Annotated in this window: 16 protein-coding genes; 2 read left to right on the top strand and 14 right to left on the bottom strand. The window is 57.0% G+C overall.

Going from position 1 to position 17591, the window contains the following annotated elements; genetic code table 11:
• Positions 1 to 23: 23 nt before the first annotated feature.
• Complete coding sequence (locus N685_RS0109090) at positions 24 to 536, bottom strand: MogA/MoaB family molybdenum cofactor biosynthesis protein (RefSeq protein ID WP_031407671.1); 513 nt, start codon at positions 534 to 536, stop codon at positions 24 to 26.
• Positions 537 to 850: 314 nt separating this feature from the next.
• Here N685_RS0109090 and N685_RS0109085 point away from each other — a divergent pair, with 314 nt between their 5' ends.
• Both N685_RS0109085 and N685_RS0109080 read left to right on the top strand, forming a co-directional pair.
• The gene (locus N685_RS0109085; protein ID WP_031407669.1) at positions 851 to 2362 is read left to right on the top strand and encodes a response regulator transcription factor; all 1512 of its coding nucleotides are present in this window, start codon (positions 851 to 853) and stop codon (positions 2360 to 2362) included.
• A gap of 155 nt (positions 2363 to 2517) precedes the next feature.
• Positions 2518 to 2709 carry a hypothetical protein gene (locus N685_RS0109080; protein ID WP_031407667.1) on the top strand — a complete coding sequence of 64 codons (192 nt, stop codon included), beginning with the start codon at positions 2518 to 2520 and terminating at the stop codon, positions 2707 to 2709.
• 26 nt (positions 2710 to 2735) lie between these two features.
• Here the strand turns inward: N685_RS0109080 and N685_RS18625 are convergent, their stop codons facing one another.
• From N685_RS18625 to N685_RS0109010, 13 genes are all read right to left on the bottom strand, one after another.
• Positions 2736 to 3974 (bottom strand): hypothetical protein, encoded by a 1239-nt coding sequence (locus tag N685_RS18625; RefSeq protein ID WP_051870812.1) that lies wholly within the window; start codon positions 3972 to 3974, stop codon positions 2736 to 2738.
• A gap of 34 nt (positions 3975 to 4008) precedes the next feature.
• The gene (locus N685_RS0109070) at positions 4009 to 4923 is read right to left on the bottom strand and encodes a R2-like ligand-binding oxidase (RefSeq protein WP_031407663.1); all 915 of its coding nucleotides are present in this window, start codon (positions 4921 to 4923) and stop codon (positions 4009 to 4011) included.
• 51 nt (positions 4924 to 4974) lie between these two features.
• Positions 4975 to 6465, bottom strand: a complete 1491-nt coding sequence (locus tag N685_RS0109065) for an aldehyde dehydrogenase family protein (protein WP_031407661.1) — start codon at positions 6463 to 6465, stop codon at positions 4975 to 4977.
• 184 nt (positions 6466 to 6649) lie between these two features.
• Complete coding sequence (locus tag N685_RS18385) at positions 6650 to 7009, bottom strand: hypothetical protein (RefSeq protein ID WP_237746888.1); 360 nt, start codon at positions 7007 to 7009, stop codon at positions 6650 to 6652.
• 153 nt (positions 7010 to 7162) lie between these two features.
• Positions 7163 to 8269, bottom strand: coding sequence for a Zn-dependent alcohol dehydrogenase (locus tag N685_RS0109050; RefSeq protein WP_031407659.1), 1107 nt, complete (start codon positions 8267 to 8269; stop codon positions 7163 to 7165).
• A 27-nt stretch (positions 8270 to 8296) separates the two neighbouring features.
• Complete coding sequence (locus N685_RS0109045) at positions 8297 to 8629, bottom strand: hypothetical protein (protein WP_031407657.1); 333 nt, start codon at positions 8627 to 8629, stop codon at positions 8297 to 8299.
• 157 nt (positions 8630 to 8786) lie between these two features.
• Entirely contained in the window at positions 8787 to 10532 is a 1746-nt protein-coding gene (locus N685_RS0109040) for an ABC1 kinase family protein (RefSeq protein ID WP_031407656.1), read from the bottom strand.
• Between the two features lie 19 nt (positions 10533 to 10551).
• On the bottom strand, positions 10552 to 11694 hold the full coding sequence (locus N685_RS0109035; protein WP_031407655.1) for a thiolase family protein: 1143 nt from the start codon (positions 11692 to 11694) through the stop codon (positions 10552 to 10554).
• A gap of 111 nt (positions 11695 to 11805) precedes the next feature.
• Positions 11806 to 12648: an SDR family NAD(P)-dependent oxidoreductase gene (locus N685_RS0109030; protein ID WP_031407654.1), complete on the bottom strand. Its 843-nt coding sequence runs from the start codon at positions 12646 to 12648 to the stop codon at positions 11806 to 11808.
• Between the two features lie 15 nt (positions 12649 to 12663).
• Positions 12664 to 13455, bottom strand: coding sequence for an enoyl-CoA hydratase/isomerase family protein (locus tag N685_RS0109025; RefSeq protein ID WP_031407652.1), 792 nt, complete (start codon positions 13453 to 13455; stop codon positions 12664 to 12666).
• A 99-nt stretch (positions 13456 to 13554) separates the two neighbouring features.
• Entirely contained in the window at positions 13555 to 14769 is a 1215-nt protein-coding gene (locus N685_RS0109020; protein ID WP_031407650.1) for an acyl-CoA dehydrogenase family protein, read from the bottom strand.
• Positions 14766 to 15908, bottom strand: a complete 1143-nt coding sequence (locus tag N685_RS0109015) for an acyl-CoA dehydrogenase family protein (RefSeq protein WP_031407648.1) — start codon at positions 15906 to 15908, stop codon at positions 14766 to 14768. The genes N685_RS0109020 and N685_RS0109015 overlap by 4 nt, the downstream gene beginning before the upstream one ends.
• 20 nt (positions 15909 to 15928) lie before the next feature.
• The gene (locus tag N685_RS0109010; RefSeq protein ID WP_031407647.1) at positions 15929 to 17464 is read right to left on the bottom strand and encodes a class I adenylate-forming enzyme family protein; all 1536 of its coding nucleotides are present in this window, start codon (positions 17462 to 17464) and stop codon (positions 15929 to 15931) included.
• Positions 17465 to 17591: the final 127 nt, after the last annotated feature.

Raw genomic sequence — 17591 nt, 5'->3', positions numbered from 1 at the left:
CACCCGAACGGACACGTGTTTCTTCACCGGTCTTTCCGAATCTCTCTTATGACATGCCCCAATTCCGGCAAAATGAGCTTCGTCATCGCCAGGCGCACCGCTCCGGTGGAGCCGGGGGTGCAAAAGATGGCGGTGTCCATCGCCACGCCGGCGACAGCGCGCGACAGCATGGCGGCGGCGCCGATGTCTTCGGTGTAGCTGAGGAAGCGGAACAGCTCGCCAAAGCCGACGAGTTCTTTCTCCAGCAGCGCGCTCACCGTTTCGATCGTCACATCGCGTTTGGCGATGCCGGTGCCGCCGTTGGTGAGCACCGCGTCGACATCAAGGCGGCGGCAGCCGTCGAGCACCGCCTCGCGAATGGCCGCTTCCTCGTCTTTTACAATTTCATAGCCAACAACGTCATGACCGGCCTCAGTCAGCAGCTCAATCATCAGCCGGCCGCTGTGGTCGGTTTCCTCGGTTCTCGTGTCGCTGACGGTGATGACTTTGCAGCGGACGGTTTTGGGGGCTTCTTGTTTATGTTCGATGGTGCTCATTCGTTCTCTCTCCTTGTTTTTCAATTGTGCCGTTGGCTATAGTATAGCAAAAAGCGGCCCTTTGCTTCTCGCCGGCGAAACGAAAGGAAAAGACCCCATCTTGAAATCGAGGTCTTCGATCTATGACCTATGAAGACCATCAATGAGCTGTTCCGAAGGCGCGCTCGGCCGTTTTCAGACGGCCATCTTTTTTGTACACTTTTGGACAAAACTATTTGTGATATAATAGACAGAATTGTTATAATATTAACACATAAAAAACCAAATGGTTCACTTATGGATAACGGACAAGTCGGCAAAAGGAGGGAAAAGCGGTGCATCGTACGCTAAGTGAAAAGCTGCAGGCCATTTTGCAAGATGGGATGGCGATCATCGGACGGCACCGCGAATCGATCGTTTCCCGTTGGAATGCAAAATTATGCGAACTAAGGAAAAAGCAGCATATCGCGGCCCCTTCGCTTGAAGCGGCCATTGAACTGCTTTGCGAACACACAGCGGAAGCGAATGGCGAGGCGCGCGAATGGCTGAAAACCGTCGGTGAAGCATGGCGCAGCCATTCATGTTTTTCGCCGTCTAACAAAATGACGTTTGTCTTTACGATGCTCGAAAATGCGGTTCATGAAGTCGTTCAAGCCATCCCCGGCAGCACATTTCATGATCATCAAGCCGTTCAATATTTGTTTTCCAAACTGTATGAGGCCGTTTTTTCCCCAACGGTCGACAACCAGCCGGACATCGGGCGGTTTTTGGAACAGCTTGCCGCCTCAAGACAAATGCCCATCCATTGGATCGCCGAACTGGACAAGATGGACGGCCGCTTTTACGTTAAAAAACTATACGGAGAAACAGAGTGGCTGCCGACAGCTATTCACGTATTGGAAGCTGACACCATTTTTTCCTTAGGTGAACAGTTGCTTGCCTATATGCCAAAGGCGAGAGGAAAGAAACGCGTCATTCCGCTTCCATGGGAAGAAAGCGTTTTCTTGTTTTGCACAGATGAAACGGATCATCAAGTCCTTCCGTTTCTCCTTCATTCGTTCGAACTGTTTCACGCCGGGGGAATGGCGCTTGAGCAAACGAAACAAGACCAACTTTGGAAAGATGCCGTCATTTTATTCGATCGATGGATCATGCGCGCGAAATCATTGCAGCAGGCGGTGGAATACATTTCGTCCGGTTTTGTCGCCTATTTGCCGTTTGAACGCTGCGCGCTGTTCGCCTACTCGAGTGAGAATGAAAGCGGATTCGGTCTTTACGGATACAAGCTTGATAACAAACAAATCAAAAACATTCGCGAGAACATCAACGCTTTGCCGCTTATTAAACAGTACGTGCAGCAGCTGCAGCTGCTCGGCAATCATATGGCGAATGTGCCGCCCATCTACTTGCCCGATGCGTCGGAAGGGCTGCCCACCAAATACATCGAGCAGTTCCAGCTCGAATCGATCGTCATCGCCCCGATTTACGCCCCGTCAGAAAACCGGCTCATCGGTGCGGCCATTTTGGATCAAGGCCCCGGACGCCCGTTCACGTTATCGAGCGACATTTTCACCGCGGTCATGAAATTCGGCCAAAGCGCCGGCGAAGTGCTGGCGAAATTCAGCGGCGGCCGTCCGGAGCTCGTTCCATCGACGCCTCACCTGTCGCCGCGGGAAATCGAGGTGCTGAAGCTCGTCGCCGAAGGGGCGTCGACCTATGAGGCCGCGAAACGGCTCCATTTGAGCGAGTATACGGTGCGCGACTATGTGTCGGCCATTTTGCAAAAAATGAACGCCAAAAACCGGACGGAAGCCATTGTGAAAGCGATCCGCGACGGCATTATTTGAAGCGCTTTCCTCCTTAGCGCGAGAAAAAGGCAGCGCGCCGCTTGTTTTTCGTCATGCGCCGCCATCGAAAGGGAAACGCCTCTTTTCGGCGGCTAGCGCAGCGCGAATCCGGCGCACTGCCTTTTCTTGCTCCAGAAAGACGGTGATTTCATTTCATGAAAAAGCAGCTCAAAGCAGGTCTTTCTCAAGTTGAGAAGCTTTGTAACATCAGCTCTTCCTTCCTGAAGAACTCCATCGATCCGGCAGAAATAATCGTGTTTCACCAGTCTTCCAGAAAAGATGGGAAGGGAAGCGGACACGCCGCTACGCACAGGATTCTCTTTTTGCGCGCCCGTCTGTTGCTTTGAGAAGGCCTTTGCCCTTCGCCAAGCTTTTAGGGCAGCACCCGCATCCAGCGTTTCAGCTCATTCTTCTGTTGTTCGAGCTGTTGTTTCACTTTCTCAAGCTGTTCAAGCTGCGCTTCATACTGTTGAATGCGTTCCGACACCTGTTCGATCATCCCCTTTCCTTCTCCCGCATCGGAAAGCGGCGCAGGCAATTCCTGCGTCGGCGGCTGTTGTCCGCTCCCTGCCTCATCCGGCGGCTTATGCTCTCTTAACTCCTGCTGCATGTTCTTCCACTGTTCATTTGTCTGTTGCCAGATAGCATCGATTTGTTCCAGCTGTTCAGTCAGCCGATCCGTCTGGCTGCGGATCAGCTGCTCGATGCCATCGAGCGTCTTCTCGCTTGCCGAGGATTTCACCGCGTCGCTGATTTGATCGATCAGCTCGCTCGTTTTTTTCTGTTCGTCTTTCACTTCCTCGATCAACCCGCCCACCGAGTCAGGCGCTGGAGGAGGGATGGTTGACGGCGGCGCGGCAGGAGCAGTCGGGCTTGGGGGCGCTTCTTCGTTTCCAGGCGTCGGTGGAGCGGATGATGGATCGCTTCCATCCCCTGATCCGTTGCTGCTTCTGTCCGCCGGTTTCCTGCTCGGCGTTGTAGAAGCCGGTTCGTTCGGTGACGCGCTCGGTTCCGATGGCGCGGTTGGCTTTTGTTCTGATGACGGCCCAGTCGGCTGATCGGTTTTCGTTGACGTCTCTGGCAGTTGACCCCCATCCGATTCCATCGAACTGCCACCATCCACGGAAGCCGTTCCAAACGATGCCTGCGCCGATAGCTGCGGAATGGCAAGCTCATCCGCTGTCAGTTCCGTCGCCACGACCGTTACATCTTTCAAACATTGCTCAACAAGCGGCATGCCGTCTGTGCACAGCCCACCGATCTCCATTTTTTTCACTCTCACTTTCATCCATTTCGTCCGCGCAACTTGATCGGTGTGGAACGTAAACGACACGGTGCGCCCGGCCATCGTTTGTTGTTTCGTCAATGTCATCCCATATATTTTCGCTTGCATAAAGGCGATCGGCATATCTCCCTTGAAAATGACCGGGACCTTAAGAATGATTCCACCCAAATCAATCGTCCCTACCACTTTATCGGCATGAATGACAAATCCTTCTGGTTCCTGTCCTTCCGCTGCCGCCCGGCCGGCGCCGCCCAACAGCCAGCCGGCAACGGCAGCCAAAACGGTCACAACGGAAAGGGCAACAAGTTTTCTCAAGCGTTCCGCCATCTTCATCCCCCTGTCGGCAGCCTTGCTCCGGTTTTCAACGTTCCGCCTCGCTCAACGTTTTTTCCAGCTCCTCGACGCTGTCATACCGCTTCGCTCGGCTGATTTGTTTTTTGCGAATGTTGAACTGCTTGATGACATAGTTGTTCAGCATCTCATAGTCGATTTCCAACGCATATGTGCGGGCGAGCTGCTGCTGGCGCTGTCCGAGCTCGGTCAAATAAGCGACATAGCCGACAACATGAGGCCATAATTCGTCCATATATTGGATGAACAAATCGTAATACCGCTCGTCTTCGTTGACGAGCCGCTGGATCGTGTACAGGCCGAACTGAATATGGCGGCCCTCGTCCATGTTCAAATAGTCGATGCCTTGGAGCAGCCCTGGGAACAGCCCGGCTTTTTTGTAAATTTGCCGGAACGTATAATACCCCGATTCGGCGAGCGTCCCTTCGACAATCATGTTGTAGACAGTGGCGGCGCGGATGACCGCTTCCGGCGAATCGTCGGTATACAGCCGGTTCATCGCTTCCGGCAGCGCTTCGTAAAAGATGCGTTTGTAATGGTCGTTATGGAAGACGGACAAGTCCATTTGTCCAATGCCGACGGCTTGCTGCCAGCGGGAAAACATCTCGACATGTTTCGCTTCATCGTGCATAAACGTCGTTAAAAACAGGACATCCTCAAGCCGCCCTTGGCGCGCGAGGGCGTTGGCCATCGGCAAAATATCGAGCGTCACCGCCTCTTCTCCGGCGGAAAAACCGGCGACGAGCGGCAGCGCCGCGATCTTTTCTTCGCTTGTCAAACGGGCGAAATCTTCTTTGTCTTGGCTGAAATCGATGTCGGCCGGATTCCATTTCCCATTCCGCTTCGCTTTTTCATACAATTTGTACATCGGATGCTCCCAATCGATCGTTCCTTTCACCGTTTGAAATCCGTCATGATGGACCATCGCGTTCTCCCTCCTTGAAATGCGTCATGGGTGAGCCGTCGTGTTTCCGCCTTAAAACAAGGTCATCGGCCGTTCGTTGAGATCGCAAATGATCGTTTTCGTCTCCCAATACGGCTCAAGCGCCTGCCCCCCGAGCTCGCGGCCGAGGCCGCTTTGCTTGTAGCCGCCAAACGGTGCGGTCGGCGACAGCACTTGGTACGTGTTGATCCAGACGGTTCCGCTTTTCACCCGCCGAGCGAGGCGGAGCGCCCGTTTGATGTCGTTCGTCCACACCGCGGCCGCCAAGCCATACATCGTATCATTGGCAATGGAAGCGGCTTCTTCTTCATCCTCGAACGGAATAACCGCCGCCACTGGACCGAAAATTTCTTCACGGGCGATGCGCATCGACGGCTTGACATCGGCAAAGACCGTCGGCTCGATAAAATAGCCGCCGCCAAGTCCGTCTAAAGCGCTCCCTCCCGCAACGAGCTTCGCCCCTTCCTGCTTGCCGATGTCAATGTAGTGCAATACTTTCTCGTATTGCTCCCGGCTGATGACGGGGCCAAGGTCGTTGCGCGCATCCGTGCCGGGCCCGACTTTCAGCTTTTTCGCTTTGCGGGCCAACAGCTCGACAAACGTTTCGTAAACCGGCCGTTCCACTAAAATGCGGCTTCCCGCTTGGCAGACTTGCCCTGAATTGTAGAACACGCCAAACAGCGCGCTTTTCGCCGCCTGTTCAAGATCCGCGTCCGCAAAGATGATATTCGGCGACTTCCCACCAAGCTCGAGCGTCACCCGCTTAATGTGGGGAGCGGCCGCTTGCAAGATGCGGCGCCCGGTTTCCGTTTCGCCGGTAAACGCGATTTTCGGCACGCCAGGGTGGCTGACGAGCGCTTTTCCGGCCTCATCGAGTCCAGGCAGGACGTTGATGACGCCCTCCGGCACGCCGGCCTCATGGCAAATCTCAGCAAGCTTCAACGCCGTCAGTGGCGTTTCCGGCGCCGGTTTTACCACCATCGTACAGCCCGCCGCCAGCGCCGGGGCGATTTTCCACGTCGGCATGAGCAGCGGAAAATTCCATGGGGTGATGAGCCCAGCCACCCCGATCGGCTCTTTCATCGTCCACGCCATATAATCCGGCGCCGAGCCGGCAACGGAAAACGGCAGCACCTCCCCTTGCGGCTTGACGACGAGCGAAGCGAAAAAGTCGAAGCAGTCGGCGGCAAGCGGAATTTCAATAAACAACGCGAGATTGATCGGCATGCCGTTTTCCCGTGTCATGAGCTGCGCGAGCTCGTAATGATGCTGGCGGATCAGTTCGGCGATTCGGCGCAAGATGCGCCCGCGCTCGAGCGGCGGAATCGACAGCCAACGCCGGTCCGAAAACGCCTCTTCGGCGATGGCGACCGCCGCGTCGACATCTTTTTCCCCGGCGTTGGCCACACGGGCCGTCACTTGGCCTGTCGCCGGGTCGACGACGTCAAACAGCGCGCCATCCGCCGCCGGCCGCCATTCTCCTCCAATCCATAAACCTGCTTCTGTTGTTTTCACAGAAATCATTGTCGTTTCTCCTTTCCCAACCGCTATATCGGGCGCAAAGCCGATGGAGACAGCGCGTTTCCAAGTGCTTACAGCGCCCCTGGCGACATCCCGCCCGGCATTCCCAAGATCGCCGCTATGGCAGCAAGTCGCTCCGTCCGATTTCCTGCAAATAGTCGTGGTACGCCGGGTAAATGGCGTCAAGCTACGGCAATACTTTCAAGGCGTTCACAAGCGGCCCTTGCACTTTGATTTGCTGGCGGGCGAGCGCCTGCTGCAAGTCGAGCTTCCCAAGCCAAAACTTATGCCCGACATCCGCCGTCTGCTCAAAAATGAGCTCCGGCCGCAAGTCTGTCTCGCCGCAGACGATTTTCAGCCTCCCGTTTTCGTGTGTCCACGTAATTTTCGCTTCCGGCTTATGAAAAATATATTGGACATACGCGTCATAGCCGGGGCTTAGCTCTGTCGAGGCGATCAATTCCTTCGACTCGTCCGTCTCCGCCACCTTTTCAAAAAAGCGGCCGAGCACATCATACAACTCTTGCTCGCTTTGAAACACCGGCATATCAATCCCCCTCTCGTCTCGATCGTTCTACGTTTTTTCGATCCCTTTGTTTGCCCACTTTTCATCCAAGGACAGAGAAAACGCTCTCTTTCCGACCGCCGAACGGCTTCTCTTGTTTGTTCACCCCAACGCACGCGGGGGCGGATTGTCGTCTCATTCTTCAAAGCGAATAAGGCCGCGAATGTTTTGCCCGCTCTTTAAGGCAGCGAATCCGTCGTTGATTTGCTCGAGCGAATAGACGGCGCTAATGAGTGGTTCGAGCTTCAACTTGCCCGCCGCGTACAAATCAAGCAGCTTCGGGTAGTCAACCGGCGGATTGCCTTGGCCAAGCCAAGAACCGGTCAACGTTTTCGATTGGGACGGCAGCGAAAAGGCGTTGATCTCCACCGTTTCATGCGGCGCGGCGATGCCGACGATGACCGTCGTTCCCGCTTTTCGCGTCATGTTGTATGCGTCGGCCATCGTCTCTGGACGGCCGATCGCTTCAAAGGCATAGTCGACGCCAAGGCCGTCAGTCAAGTCGAGCACGGCGCTGACGGCATCTTCCTCGCGGGCGTTTACGGTGTGCGTCGCCCCGAACGTTTTCGTCATCGCCAATTTTTCCTCGACGACATCAATGGCAATAATTTGTTTCGCCCCCGCTAACGCGGCTCCTTGAATGATATTGAATCCGACGCCGCCGGCGCCAAGGACCGCAACTGTGCTGCCCGGGCGAACGCGGGCCGTATGAATGACCGCCCCCACCCCGGTCATGACGCTGCAGCCGATCAAGGCCGCCAGCTCAAACGGCACATCCCGGCGGATCGGGATGACCGCCTGCTCCGGCACGATGGTGTATTCGCTGAACGCACCAGCGGTTAAAAACTGATACACGGGCTTCCCTTGCCACGAAAAACGCGTCGTCCCATCCGGCAGCGTGCCGGTCGCCGTCAGCCGCGCCGCCTCCTCGCATAGATCGGGCCGCCCGGTGCGGCAGTCGCGGCAGCGGCCGCATGACGGCACCCAATTGAGCACCACATGGTCGCCTTGCTTGACATTTGTCACGCCTTCTCCGACTTCCTCGACAACGCCCGCTCCTTCGTGGCCAAGCACGATCGGCAGCGGCAGAGGGAGCTTGCCTTCGACGACGTGCCAATCGCTATGGCAAAGGCCGGCCGCTTTCAGTTTCACCTTGACTTCCCCGCGCTTGGGGCCCGCCACCTCCACTTCTTCGATTGTCAGCGGCTCCCCATAGCGTTGCAATACCGCGGCTTTCGCCATGTCGTTTCCTCCTTTTCCATCCCCTCATTACGCCCGCTTGCTGGCCATATCCGCTTCCTCTTCACGGACGGCGCCGCGGCCTCGCACTGCATCCAAATAGGCGTCCCATTCCTGCTTGAGCGTTGCTTTCAGCTTGAAAAGGCCGATGACGAGCGGTCGGGTCGAATGGTCTTGCAAAAACACATCGCGGATGACATCCTCAAACTCTTCCTTTTTCCCCGGCAGCCCGTGGTCTTTCCCATACAGCAAATGTCTATCGAGCAGCCGCCGGATCGTCGGGTTTCCCGGTCCGCCGCTTTGCCGGTAAAACGCTTCGATTCGTTTGGACATCGTCAGTTGTTCTTGTTCGTCGTCACGCATGCTTTCTCCCCCCTCCCCGCTTCTCGTTTGTCCCCGTCGTCCTTGACGCGCTTTTTCCCTTTGGCGAACGTTCGCCGAGGGCGAATCCCGCTCTGATCGTCTCCTCATTCCCTATCGGATCTCGTGTGGAGTGTCCCTCCCATTTTCGACGCTCTCGTTAAAACCATGGCCGCTGCTTGCGGGTGCGGAACAGCCGCCAGCCAAGAAAAACGACCAAGATGGCAGAAGCGGCCAACCCGATGTTGGCGATCGTCATTTTCTCCATGCCGAGAAACGTTCCGCCCGGGATGCTGGCGATGATGAACCCGGTGGCCATAATGATGGCAAACGCGATGAGGGAAAGCGCCAAACGATTGGCGATTTGGTTGAGTGTGTTGCGCGTCACTGGGTCGGTTTGGACTTGCACGGTCATGCGCCATTTGTTTTCGGCCATCGTCTCGAGCACTTTGTTGAACCGGCGCGGGAAGGTGGCGATCATTTCCGCCGTTTCGGCGACAAGGCTGGCGTTGGCGCGGAAATTAAAGCGCTTTCCAAGAATGCTTTTTAAAATCGGGATTTCATACGCCTCGACGACTTCGCCGTACGAAATTTCCGGACAAATCCAGCGCGCCGTTCCTTCGGTGGCGGAAAATCCTTTCGCCCAAAGCGCCAGGCCGTTCGGGACTTTGCAGTAGTTGCGGAGCCCGATCACCGTCGCTTCAAGGACGAGGCGACCGTAATTGTAGCGGCTGCTTCCCTGGTGGGCGTTGACGTAGTTCAGCGTCAGCGTCCGCAGTTCATCTTTCAATTTGACGACATCGGTGTAGATGGTCGGCGACATGAGCTCCATAAACACTTCGGCGGCGTCTTCCGCTTGGTTGAGCTGGATGTGCAAAATGACGCGCATTAAAATTTGCGCCATCACGCTGTCCATCCGCCCGGTCATTCCCCAGTCGATGATGACCGCCTTTTTCGTTCGCTTGTCGATCATGATGTTGGAACCGTGAGCATCGGCATGGTAATGGCCATCGAGCATCGTCTGTACATAATGGTGAACGAGGTCGATCATGATGTTGACCCGCTCTTCAAAGGTGAGAAAATCAACGGGGAAATCTTTAATGAGCCAGCCGTCAATGTATTCCATAATTAAGACGCTTTTCGTCGCTTCGTACACGTGCGGAACCGTGACATGTTCGGCCCTCCTTTCGTATTTTTGCTTCATCTCTTGCATTTTTCGCGCTTCTTCCGTCATATCCAGCTCATCCATGGCGCTGCTGTAGTAATCTTGCACGAGCCCCCCGAGGTCAAGGGCGGCCTGCAATTCGGGCGGCAGTCGCTTTTGCAGGCGGGCGGCCATTTTTTTGATGATGGAGATGTCGGTTTGAAACAGCTTTTCGACCGTCGGGCGCACCACTTTCACGGCGACGACCGGCCCTTCTTTCAGCTTGGCTTTGTATACTTGGGCAAGCGACGCCGAACCGAGCGGCGTTTCTTCGATCCATTCAAACGTCTCGAGACCGTCGGGCAGCTCACGTTCGAGAATGTATTGAATTTTGGCGAACTCGATCGGCGGCACCCGGTCGAGCAATTTCTCCAGCTCGATCGTGATCGGCTCCGGCAAGATGTCCTGTCTTGTGACGAGCACCTGCCCGAGCTTGATGAACGTTGGGCCGAGCTCCTCAAACGCCAGGCGCAGCCTCCGGCCGATATGGTGCAAATATGGTTTGTCTCCCTCGTTCCCTCGCAGCTTGCGGGCGATGACATCGCCCAGCACCATGCCGAGCCCGTTTTTGGCGATCGTCGCAATAATCTTTCTCCTCCGCCTTCCGATGGTGATGGCGGCCAGTTCCTCTTCAATGGCGGCGCCGATAGCCGCCAAGTCGGGCGTCGGTGTTGTTTTGGCCGTTTCAAGTGATGCGTGCAACCCGCTCCCCCCTTTCTGCTTACAGCCGCTCGATGATCGTGGCGGTCGCCATGCCAAAGCCGATGCACATCACCTGTAGTCCGTATGTCCCGTCCATGTCCTCGAGTTCATGAAGCAGCGTCGTCATCAGCCGGGCGCCGCTCGCGCCGAGCGGGTGGCCGAGGGCGATCGCCCCGCCGCGCGGATTGACTTTCGCCATATCCGGCTCAAGCTCCCGCTCCCACGCTTTGACGACCGAAGCGAACGCTTCATTGATTTCGATGACATCGATTTGGTCAAGGCGCAGCCCCGCTTTTTCGAGCACGCGGCGCGTGGCTGGGATGACGCCCGTAAGCATCAGAATCGGATCTTCGCCGATGACCGTGCGGGCGACGATGCGCGCCCTAGGCCGCAAGCCAAGCTGCCGGGCTTTATCCGACGACATGAGCAGCACGCCGGCCGCTCCGTCGCTCACTTGGCTTGAGTTACCCGCCGTAATGACGCCGCCTTTCGGCTGGAATGACGGTGTTAACGCCGCTAACTTTTCGAGCGAGGTGTCGCGCCGAATCCCTTCATCACGGGCAAATGTCATCGTTCCGTTTTCGCCTCGCACTTCAAGCGGGATGATTTCCCGCGCAAACATCCCGCCGTCGGCCGCCGCGGCCGCTTTTTGGTGGCTTTCGAGTGAAAACGCATCCAACTCTTCCCGCGACAACCCCCATTTTTTCGCGATCATCTCGGCGGAAATCCCTTGCGGCACGATGTTGTACCGACTTGTCAGCTGGCGGCTGAACCGTCCCATGTCGCTTCCCATCGGCACGCGCGTCATGCTTTCGACCCCAGCGGCGATGGCGATGTCGATGTCGCCGGCCAAAATCGCCTGCGCCGCGCTGTGAATCGCCTGTTGGCTCGAACCACACATCCGGTTTAAGGAAAACGCCGGTACTTCGACCGGAAATCCGGCGGCGAGCACCGCTTGGCGGGCGATGTTGCCCCCTTGCTCCCCGGTCATCGTCACGCAGCCGACGATGACGTCTTCCACCAGGCCGGCATCCAGCCCATTCCGGTCGACAAGCGCCCGCAGCACCGGAACAAGCATGTCAACCGGATGGACGTTGGCAAGCGCTCCTTTTTTCTTGCCGATCGCCGTGCGCACGGCGTCAACAATGACGACTTCCCTCATGCCGCTCCTCCTGTTCCGTATCAAAATCAAACCCTTTTCCCTGCGCGGCCAGAGCCGCTGCAGGCCTCTCCTTCTTGTCCCAATCGCTATCCAAATCGGGCGCTGATTCATCTAGAACGTAAACAGTTCGATGCCGCCGGAAACATTCAATCCAATCCCCGTAATGTATTTCGCTTTATCGGAACAAAGGAACACGATGGCGTTGGCGACGTCTTCCGGTTCACCCGGGCGGCGGAACGCCGTGCGCTGGATCATCCGTTCGTTCATTTTCGGGTTGCCCATGCGGAACGCTTCCGTATTGATAATGCCCGGCACGATGGCGTTCACCGTAATGCCGTAGCGCGCTCCTTCCAGCGCCATGCTTTTCGTAAAGCTCAACACCGCTCCTTTCGTCGCCGAGTAGCTCGCCTGCCCGAAGCCGCCGAGCGTGCCGGCGACGGACGACATGTTGATGATCCGTCCCCATCCTTGCTCCTTCATGTACGGCCACACGGCTTTCGTGCAATTGTACGTGCCGGTCAAGTTCACTCGCAAATCGCGCTCCCACAACTCATCATTTTGCTTTTCAATCTGCGAAACATGATCGAGCGTCCCCGCGTTGTTGACCAAAATGTCGATCGATCCGAACTCCTCTTTGACGCGGGCAAACACGTCCTTCACTTGCTCGCGGTCGGTGACGTCCATTTTGATCGCCATTGCCCGCCGCCCCATGGCGCGGATTTCCTCAGCCGTTTTTTCGGCATATACGACGTTCGTGCTTTGCATCACTTGGGAGAGCGGCCCATATTTTTGCGCCGTTTGTTTGCTTTCTTCATCCGATTCAAGCAAAATATCGGTGATGACGACATCCGCTCCCGCCTCGGCAAGCGCCAAGGCGTCCGCCCGCCCGAGGCCGCGTGAGGCGCCGGTGACGACCGCTACTTTTCCTTTCAGCAGTTCCGCCCATGATGACATCAAGATTCCCCCCATTTATCGCAAAAATTGCGGTTGTTTCTTTTGGAAAAACGCGGCCAGCCCGATCGCCGGCTCTCCCGTCTTAAACGTGGCCGCAAATGACGACGCTTCGATGCCAAATCCGTCTTCTGGAAGCCCCTCGGCCACATAGATGGCCCGCTTGGCCAGCCCCATCGCCCGCACCGCGCCTTCTGACAATTGCTCGGCAAACGCCGCCGCTTCTTCTTCGAGCCGCTCTGGGAGCGCGACGCGATGAACGAGGCCGAATTCGAGCGCTTCTTGCGGGTCGAGCCGGCGAGCGAGAAAAATAAGCTCCGTCGCTTTCGCCCGTCCGATAAGGCGCGTCAGCCGCTGCGTCCCGCCTGCTCCTGGAATCAAGCCGAGGGAGACTTCCGTTAAGCCGATTTTGCCTCCGCCCATGATGCGGAAGTCGCAAGCGAGCGCCAATTCGCAGCCGCCGCCGAGCGCATAGCCGTTGATGGCCGCGATCACCGGTTTCGGCATTTTGGCGAAGCGGTCGAAGCAGCGCTGCATGCGGGCGCTTTGTTCGGCGATGCTGGACTCATTGCCGGCCAACTGGCTCCCACGCTGAATCATGTCCTTTAAGTCGGCGCCGGCGAGAAACGTTTTCGGATGGGCCGACGCGATGACGATAACGCGCACCTTGCTGTCGGCTTCCAGCTCATCGGCCGCTTGTTCCAATTCGTTCATCAACTTTTCGCTAATGGCGTTGGCCGGCGGATGGTCGATGACAATCCACGCGACTCCTTTCGCCCGCCGCTCGATGCGCAACGTTTCATAAGGCATCGGAATTCCCCCCTTTTTCATTCGATTAAACCGGCAACTTCACAAATGATCATCGTTCTCCACCGCGAGCGGAGATGCTTGGACCGCCGTCTCTCCCTTCTAGACGTGCACGCCGTATGGCGCATACAGCCGTCGGGCGGTGACGAGGCGCTGGATTTGCTGCGTGCCTTCGAAAATGTCAAACACTTTCACATCGCGGTACAATTTCTCGACCAAATGCCCATCAAGACCGGCCGGGCCAAGCAGCTCAAGGCACATGGCGCATACATGAAGCGCCATTTTTCCCGCCACGGCCTTGCAGATGGCCGCTTCCATGGCGTTCGGTTCGCCGATGTCGGCTTTCCACGCGGCTTCCCAGGTGAGCAGGCGGGCCGCCTCGATCTCTTGCTCCGCCTCGGCGAGCAGCTCAGCCGCTTCATAGTACAAACGACCTTGCCTTGGATATTCGCGTTTGACGACCTCAAGCGTATATTCGTACGCCGCGCGGGCGATGCCAACCGCCATGGCGGCGACGATCGGCCGCGTGCTGTCAAACGTCTTCATCGCCACTTGAAAGCCGGACGGACGATTGGCGTTGGCGCTGTACAGCTCTTCGCCGCCAAGCAAATTGTCGTCAGGGACGAAACAGTCTTCAAACAAGAGTTCCGCCGTTTCATTGGCGCGCAAGCCCATCTTCTGAACCGTGCGGGTGGCCGTAAATCCCGGCGTTCCTTTTTCGACGACAAAGGCCCGGTGCCCGGCGCGGCCGAGCGACGGGTCAATGGTGGCGAACACGACGACCCACGAAGCGCGGGCTCCGTTCGTGATGAAAATTTTTTGCCCGTTTAATACATAGCCGCCGTCGACTTTCCTCGCGGTCGTGCGGATGCCAGACGCATCCGACCCGGCTTCCGGTTCGGTCAACGCATAGGCTCCCCAGCGCGGTTCATCTTTCGTGAAAATCGACAAAAACCGCTGTTTTTGCTCGGGCGTGCCGCTCGATTGAACCGGCGGTCCCCCAAGGCCAGGTCCGGGAAGGGACAAGGCGACGGCTGGGCAGCCCCACGCGAGCTCTTCGGCGGCGATCACCGCGATGCGGTTGCCTTCGCGCTCTTTTTTTTCCTTTTTCTTGTCCGAGACGGACGGTGCACGTCCCCCGCTGAACGAGGATGCATTCAGCTGGATGCCCATTTTGTTCACTTTCTCAAGCCACTCATCCGGCACCCGTCCCAGCCGGTCCGCCTCCAGTGCGATCGGACGCACTTCATGTTTGGCGAACCAATGGACGAGCTCTTTCATTTGTTTTTGCTGCGGTGATAAGGTAAACGAAATCATGGCGCCACCCTCTCTTTCCGTTCGCTGAGCAGCTGTTCGCCGCGGCGGATGAGCCAGTCTCGCTCCCGGCCATACAGCATCACTTGCGCCTCGGCGTCGCGCATCCATTTTTCGACTGGATATTCTTGCACGTATCCGTGTCCGCCGAGCATTTGCACCGCTTGGTCGGTGACATAGCGCAGCGAACGATGAGCGCACGCCAGCGCACGCCATGCAAAGCCGTCCGCCTGTTCATCTCCTCGGTCAACCGCAGAAGCGGCTTGCCATACAAGACATTTCGCCCCGCGACAGGCAAACGCCATCTCCGCGATCGTAAACGACACGCCTTGAAACTTGGCGATTTCTTGCCCGAACGCCTTTCTCCCCGCGGTGTATTCAATGGTGTAATCAAGCGCCGCCTCCATCAAGCCGACTTCCTTCGCCGCTTCGATGACTTGATTTCGGGCGCGCACCCGATTGAGCCATGCGTCCGCCTCCGGGCCGCGGGCAACGAGTTGTTCCGGACCGGCGTACACTTCCGCAAATCGAAGGCGAGCGATGCCGGAAGCAAGAAGCCCCAGCCTTATATCCCCTTCTTCGATCTCCCATACTCGCTCATCCAAAGCGAGCAAAACCGTTTCTTCTTCATCCCTCGCGGCGATGACCACCCAGTCGGCTTTCGACGCCAGGCGGACTGGAGACGACACTCCGTCCACCACGTACCCGCTGCCGCGCCGGCGCACGCGAATGGGTTGCTTCAACGGTTCCTTTTGTTCCGCTTCGTCGACCCAGGCAACAGTCGGCCATTGTCCTCCTTTTGCGATCTCCCGGTACCGATGCCATGCACGGTGCTCGGAAGACAGACGAAAGAGGGAAGACGCCTCCCCAGCCCCGGGAAGCCCTTGAATGACGCCTAAATCGCCATAGCTGAGCCCTTGCCAAATGATCGCTTGCGACAGAAGCGGCAGTTCCAGACCTCCCCACAATTCTGGAAGCTCGAGCGCTGACAGGCCAAGCTCATTCACTCGGGCAATCAAGTCAGCCGAAACAGTCCGGCGTTTCTCGCACTCTCTTGCGGCCGGGCGGATTTTCTCGACGGCAAGACTGCGGGCGACTTGAAAAAACGCCTGTTCTTCTTCAGTCGGTTGAAACGAAATCACCTTGTCCCTCTCCTTTTCCATTACGATTGAACAGCGGAAATAAACTCGCTGGCCCATTCACGCAGCTTCTTTTTGTCGATTTTGCCGATCATGTTTTTCGGCAAGTAGCCGACCTTTTTCAAAAAACGTGGGCTTTTGTATTTCGCCACCCGCTTTTGGCAAAACTCGATCAGCTCCGCTTCCGTCACTTGGGACCCACGTCGGACGACGACATATGCGGCGACTTCTTCGCCCATTTTCGGCGAAGGAACGCCGACGACGCCGGCTTCCAGCACATCCGGATGGGACATGAGTAGTTCCTCGATATCGCGCGGGTAAACGTTGAATCCGCCGCGGATGATGACATCTTTTTTCCGGTCGACGATAAACACGTACCCGTCTTCATCGATGCGCGCCATATCGCCGGTATACAGCCAGCCGTCGCGCAACGCTTGGCGCGTCTCTTCGTCTTTTCGGTAGTAGCCTTGGAAAATATTCGGGCCGGAAACAATCAGTTCTCCGACTTCGTTTGGCGGCAGGCGGTTGCCGTGTTCATCGACGACTGCCACTTGCACGCCAGGCAGCGGAAGCCCGACCGACCCCGGCTTGATCGGCTTCGTCGGATCGGTCGCCGTCACAATCGGCGCCGCCTCGGACAGTCCGTATCCTTCCAAAATCAAGCAGCCGAATTTGCGCTGAAACTGCTCCGCCAACGAGCGCGGCAATGACGCCGACCCGGACACGCACGCGACCAAACTGGACGTGTCATAGCGGTCCGCCTCGGGGCAATAGCACAACGCATGGAACATCGCCGGCACCATTGCCGTATGCGTCACCCGATACCGTTCGATCGTCTCCAGCACTTTTTTCGGCTCGAAATACGGCAGGAGGACGATCTTGTCGCCCAACAACAGCGCGACATTCATCATCGTGAAGCCGAACGCATGGGAGATCGGCAACACGCCAAGACCGACGCGATCATATTCGGTCGGCAGCCGCTTCGCCATCTCGGCCGCTGCTTCCGCGTTGGCATACAAGTTGCGATGCGTCAGCACGACCCCCTTCGGCTGGCCGGTCGTTCCTGATGTATAAAGCAAGGCGGCAGGAGCGTTTTCGGTGACTGCCGCCAGCGGCATGCTGACAGAAGCTTGTTCCACTCTTGTCCGTAAAGAGCGCGGGGAATCAAGATCATCCAGCGTAAATATCATCGGAGACGCCGGCAATCCGTTCGCCGCGTCTTTCACCTTCGTCCACAGCATTTCCGCTGTCAGCACGACTTTCGGTTCGCAATCTTGAAAAATGTAATGGAGTTCCTGCGTCTGCAACAGCGGCAGCACCGGCACGACAACGGCTCCTGCCTTCAAGACGCCGCTGAAAGCGACGACCACTTCCGGGCTGTTTGGCATCGTCACGACGACGCGGTCGCCCGGCTTGACCCCAAGTTCAATCAACACATGAGCCAGCTGGGACGAACGGGCATCGCAGTCCACGTTCGTATATTCATTTCCCTCAAAAATCAGTGCCGGATAAGGACCGAACTGCTCGATATTTTTCGTCCAAACCGTTCGTAAATCCATTCCCCCGTCTCCTTTAACCAAATTGGGCGGGCCTGCGAAAAAGGCCAAGCCCGCTGCCTTTTGTCTCCTTCCTTCTGACGGTCGGTGCTGTTGTCAATGCACGGAACAACATGCTGGCCGTTTTTCT

Source organism: Geobacillus vulcani PSS1, assembly GCF_000733845.1.
Classification (GTDB): domain Bacteria; phylum Bacillota; class Bacilli; order Bacillales; family Anoxybacillaceae; genus Geobacillus; species Geobacillus vulcani.
This window is presented reverse-complemented; position numbering and strand designations above follow the sequence as displayed.

What these genes read in the sequence shown, in the direction of transcription:
- N685_RS0109090 (WP_031407671.1), bottom strand. Translation starts at nt 536, where the DNA reads ATGAGCACCATCGAACATAAACAAGAAGCCCCCAAAACCGTCCGCTGC.
- N685_RS0109080 (WP_031407667.1), top strand. Translation starts at nt 2,518, where the DNA reads ATGAAAAAGCAGCTCAAAGCAGGTCTTTCTCAAGTTGAGAAGCTTTGT.
- N685_RS18625 (WP_051870812.1), bottom strand. Translation starts at nt 3,974, where the DNA reads ATGGCGGAACGCTTGAGAAAACTTGTTGCCCTTTCCGTTGTGACCGTT.
- N685_RS0109070 (WP_031407663.1), bottom strand. Translation starts at nt 4,923, where the DNA reads ATGGTCCATCATGACGGATTTCAAACGGTGAAAGGAACGATCGATTGG.
- N685_RS0109065 (WP_031407661.1), bottom strand. Translation starts at nt 6,465, where the DNA reads ATGATTTCTGTGAAAACAACAGAAGCAGGTTTATGGATTGGAGGAGAA.
- N685_RS18385 (WP_237746888.1), bottom strand. Translation starts at nt 7,009, where the DNA reads ATGCCGGTGTTTCAAAGCGAGCAAGAGTTGTATGATGTGCTCGGCCGC.
- N685_RS0109050 (WP_031407659.1), bottom strand. Translation starts at nt 8,269, where the DNA reads ATGGCGAAAGCCGCGGTATTGCAACGCTATGGGGAGCCGCTGACAATC.
- N685_RS0109045 (WP_031407657.1), bottom strand. Translation starts at nt 8,629, where the DNA reads ATGCGTGACGACGAACAAGAACAACTGACGATGTCCAAACGAATCGAA.
- N685_RS0109035 (WP_031407655.1), bottom strand. Translation starts at nt 11,694, where the DNA reads ATGAGGGAAGTCGTCATTGTTGACGCCGTGCGCACGGCGATCGGCAAG.
- N685_RS0109030 (WP_031407654.1), bottom strand. Translation starts at nt 12,648, where the DNA reads ATGTCATCATGGGCGGAACTGCTGAAAGGAAAAGTAGCGGTCGTCACC.
- N685_RS0109025 (WP_031407652.1), bottom strand. Translation starts at nt 13,455, where the DNA reads ATGCCTTATGAAACGTTGCGCATCGAGCGGCGGGCGAAAGGAGTCGCG.
- N685_RS0109020 (WP_031407650.1), bottom strand. Translation starts at nt 14,769, where the DNA reads ATGATTTCGTTTACCTTATCACCGCAGCAAAAACAAATGAAAGAGCTC.
- N685_RS0109010 (WP_031407647.1), bottom strand. Translation starts at nt 17,464, where the DNA reads ATGGATTTACGAACGGTTTGGACGAAAAATATCGAGCAGTTCGGTCCT.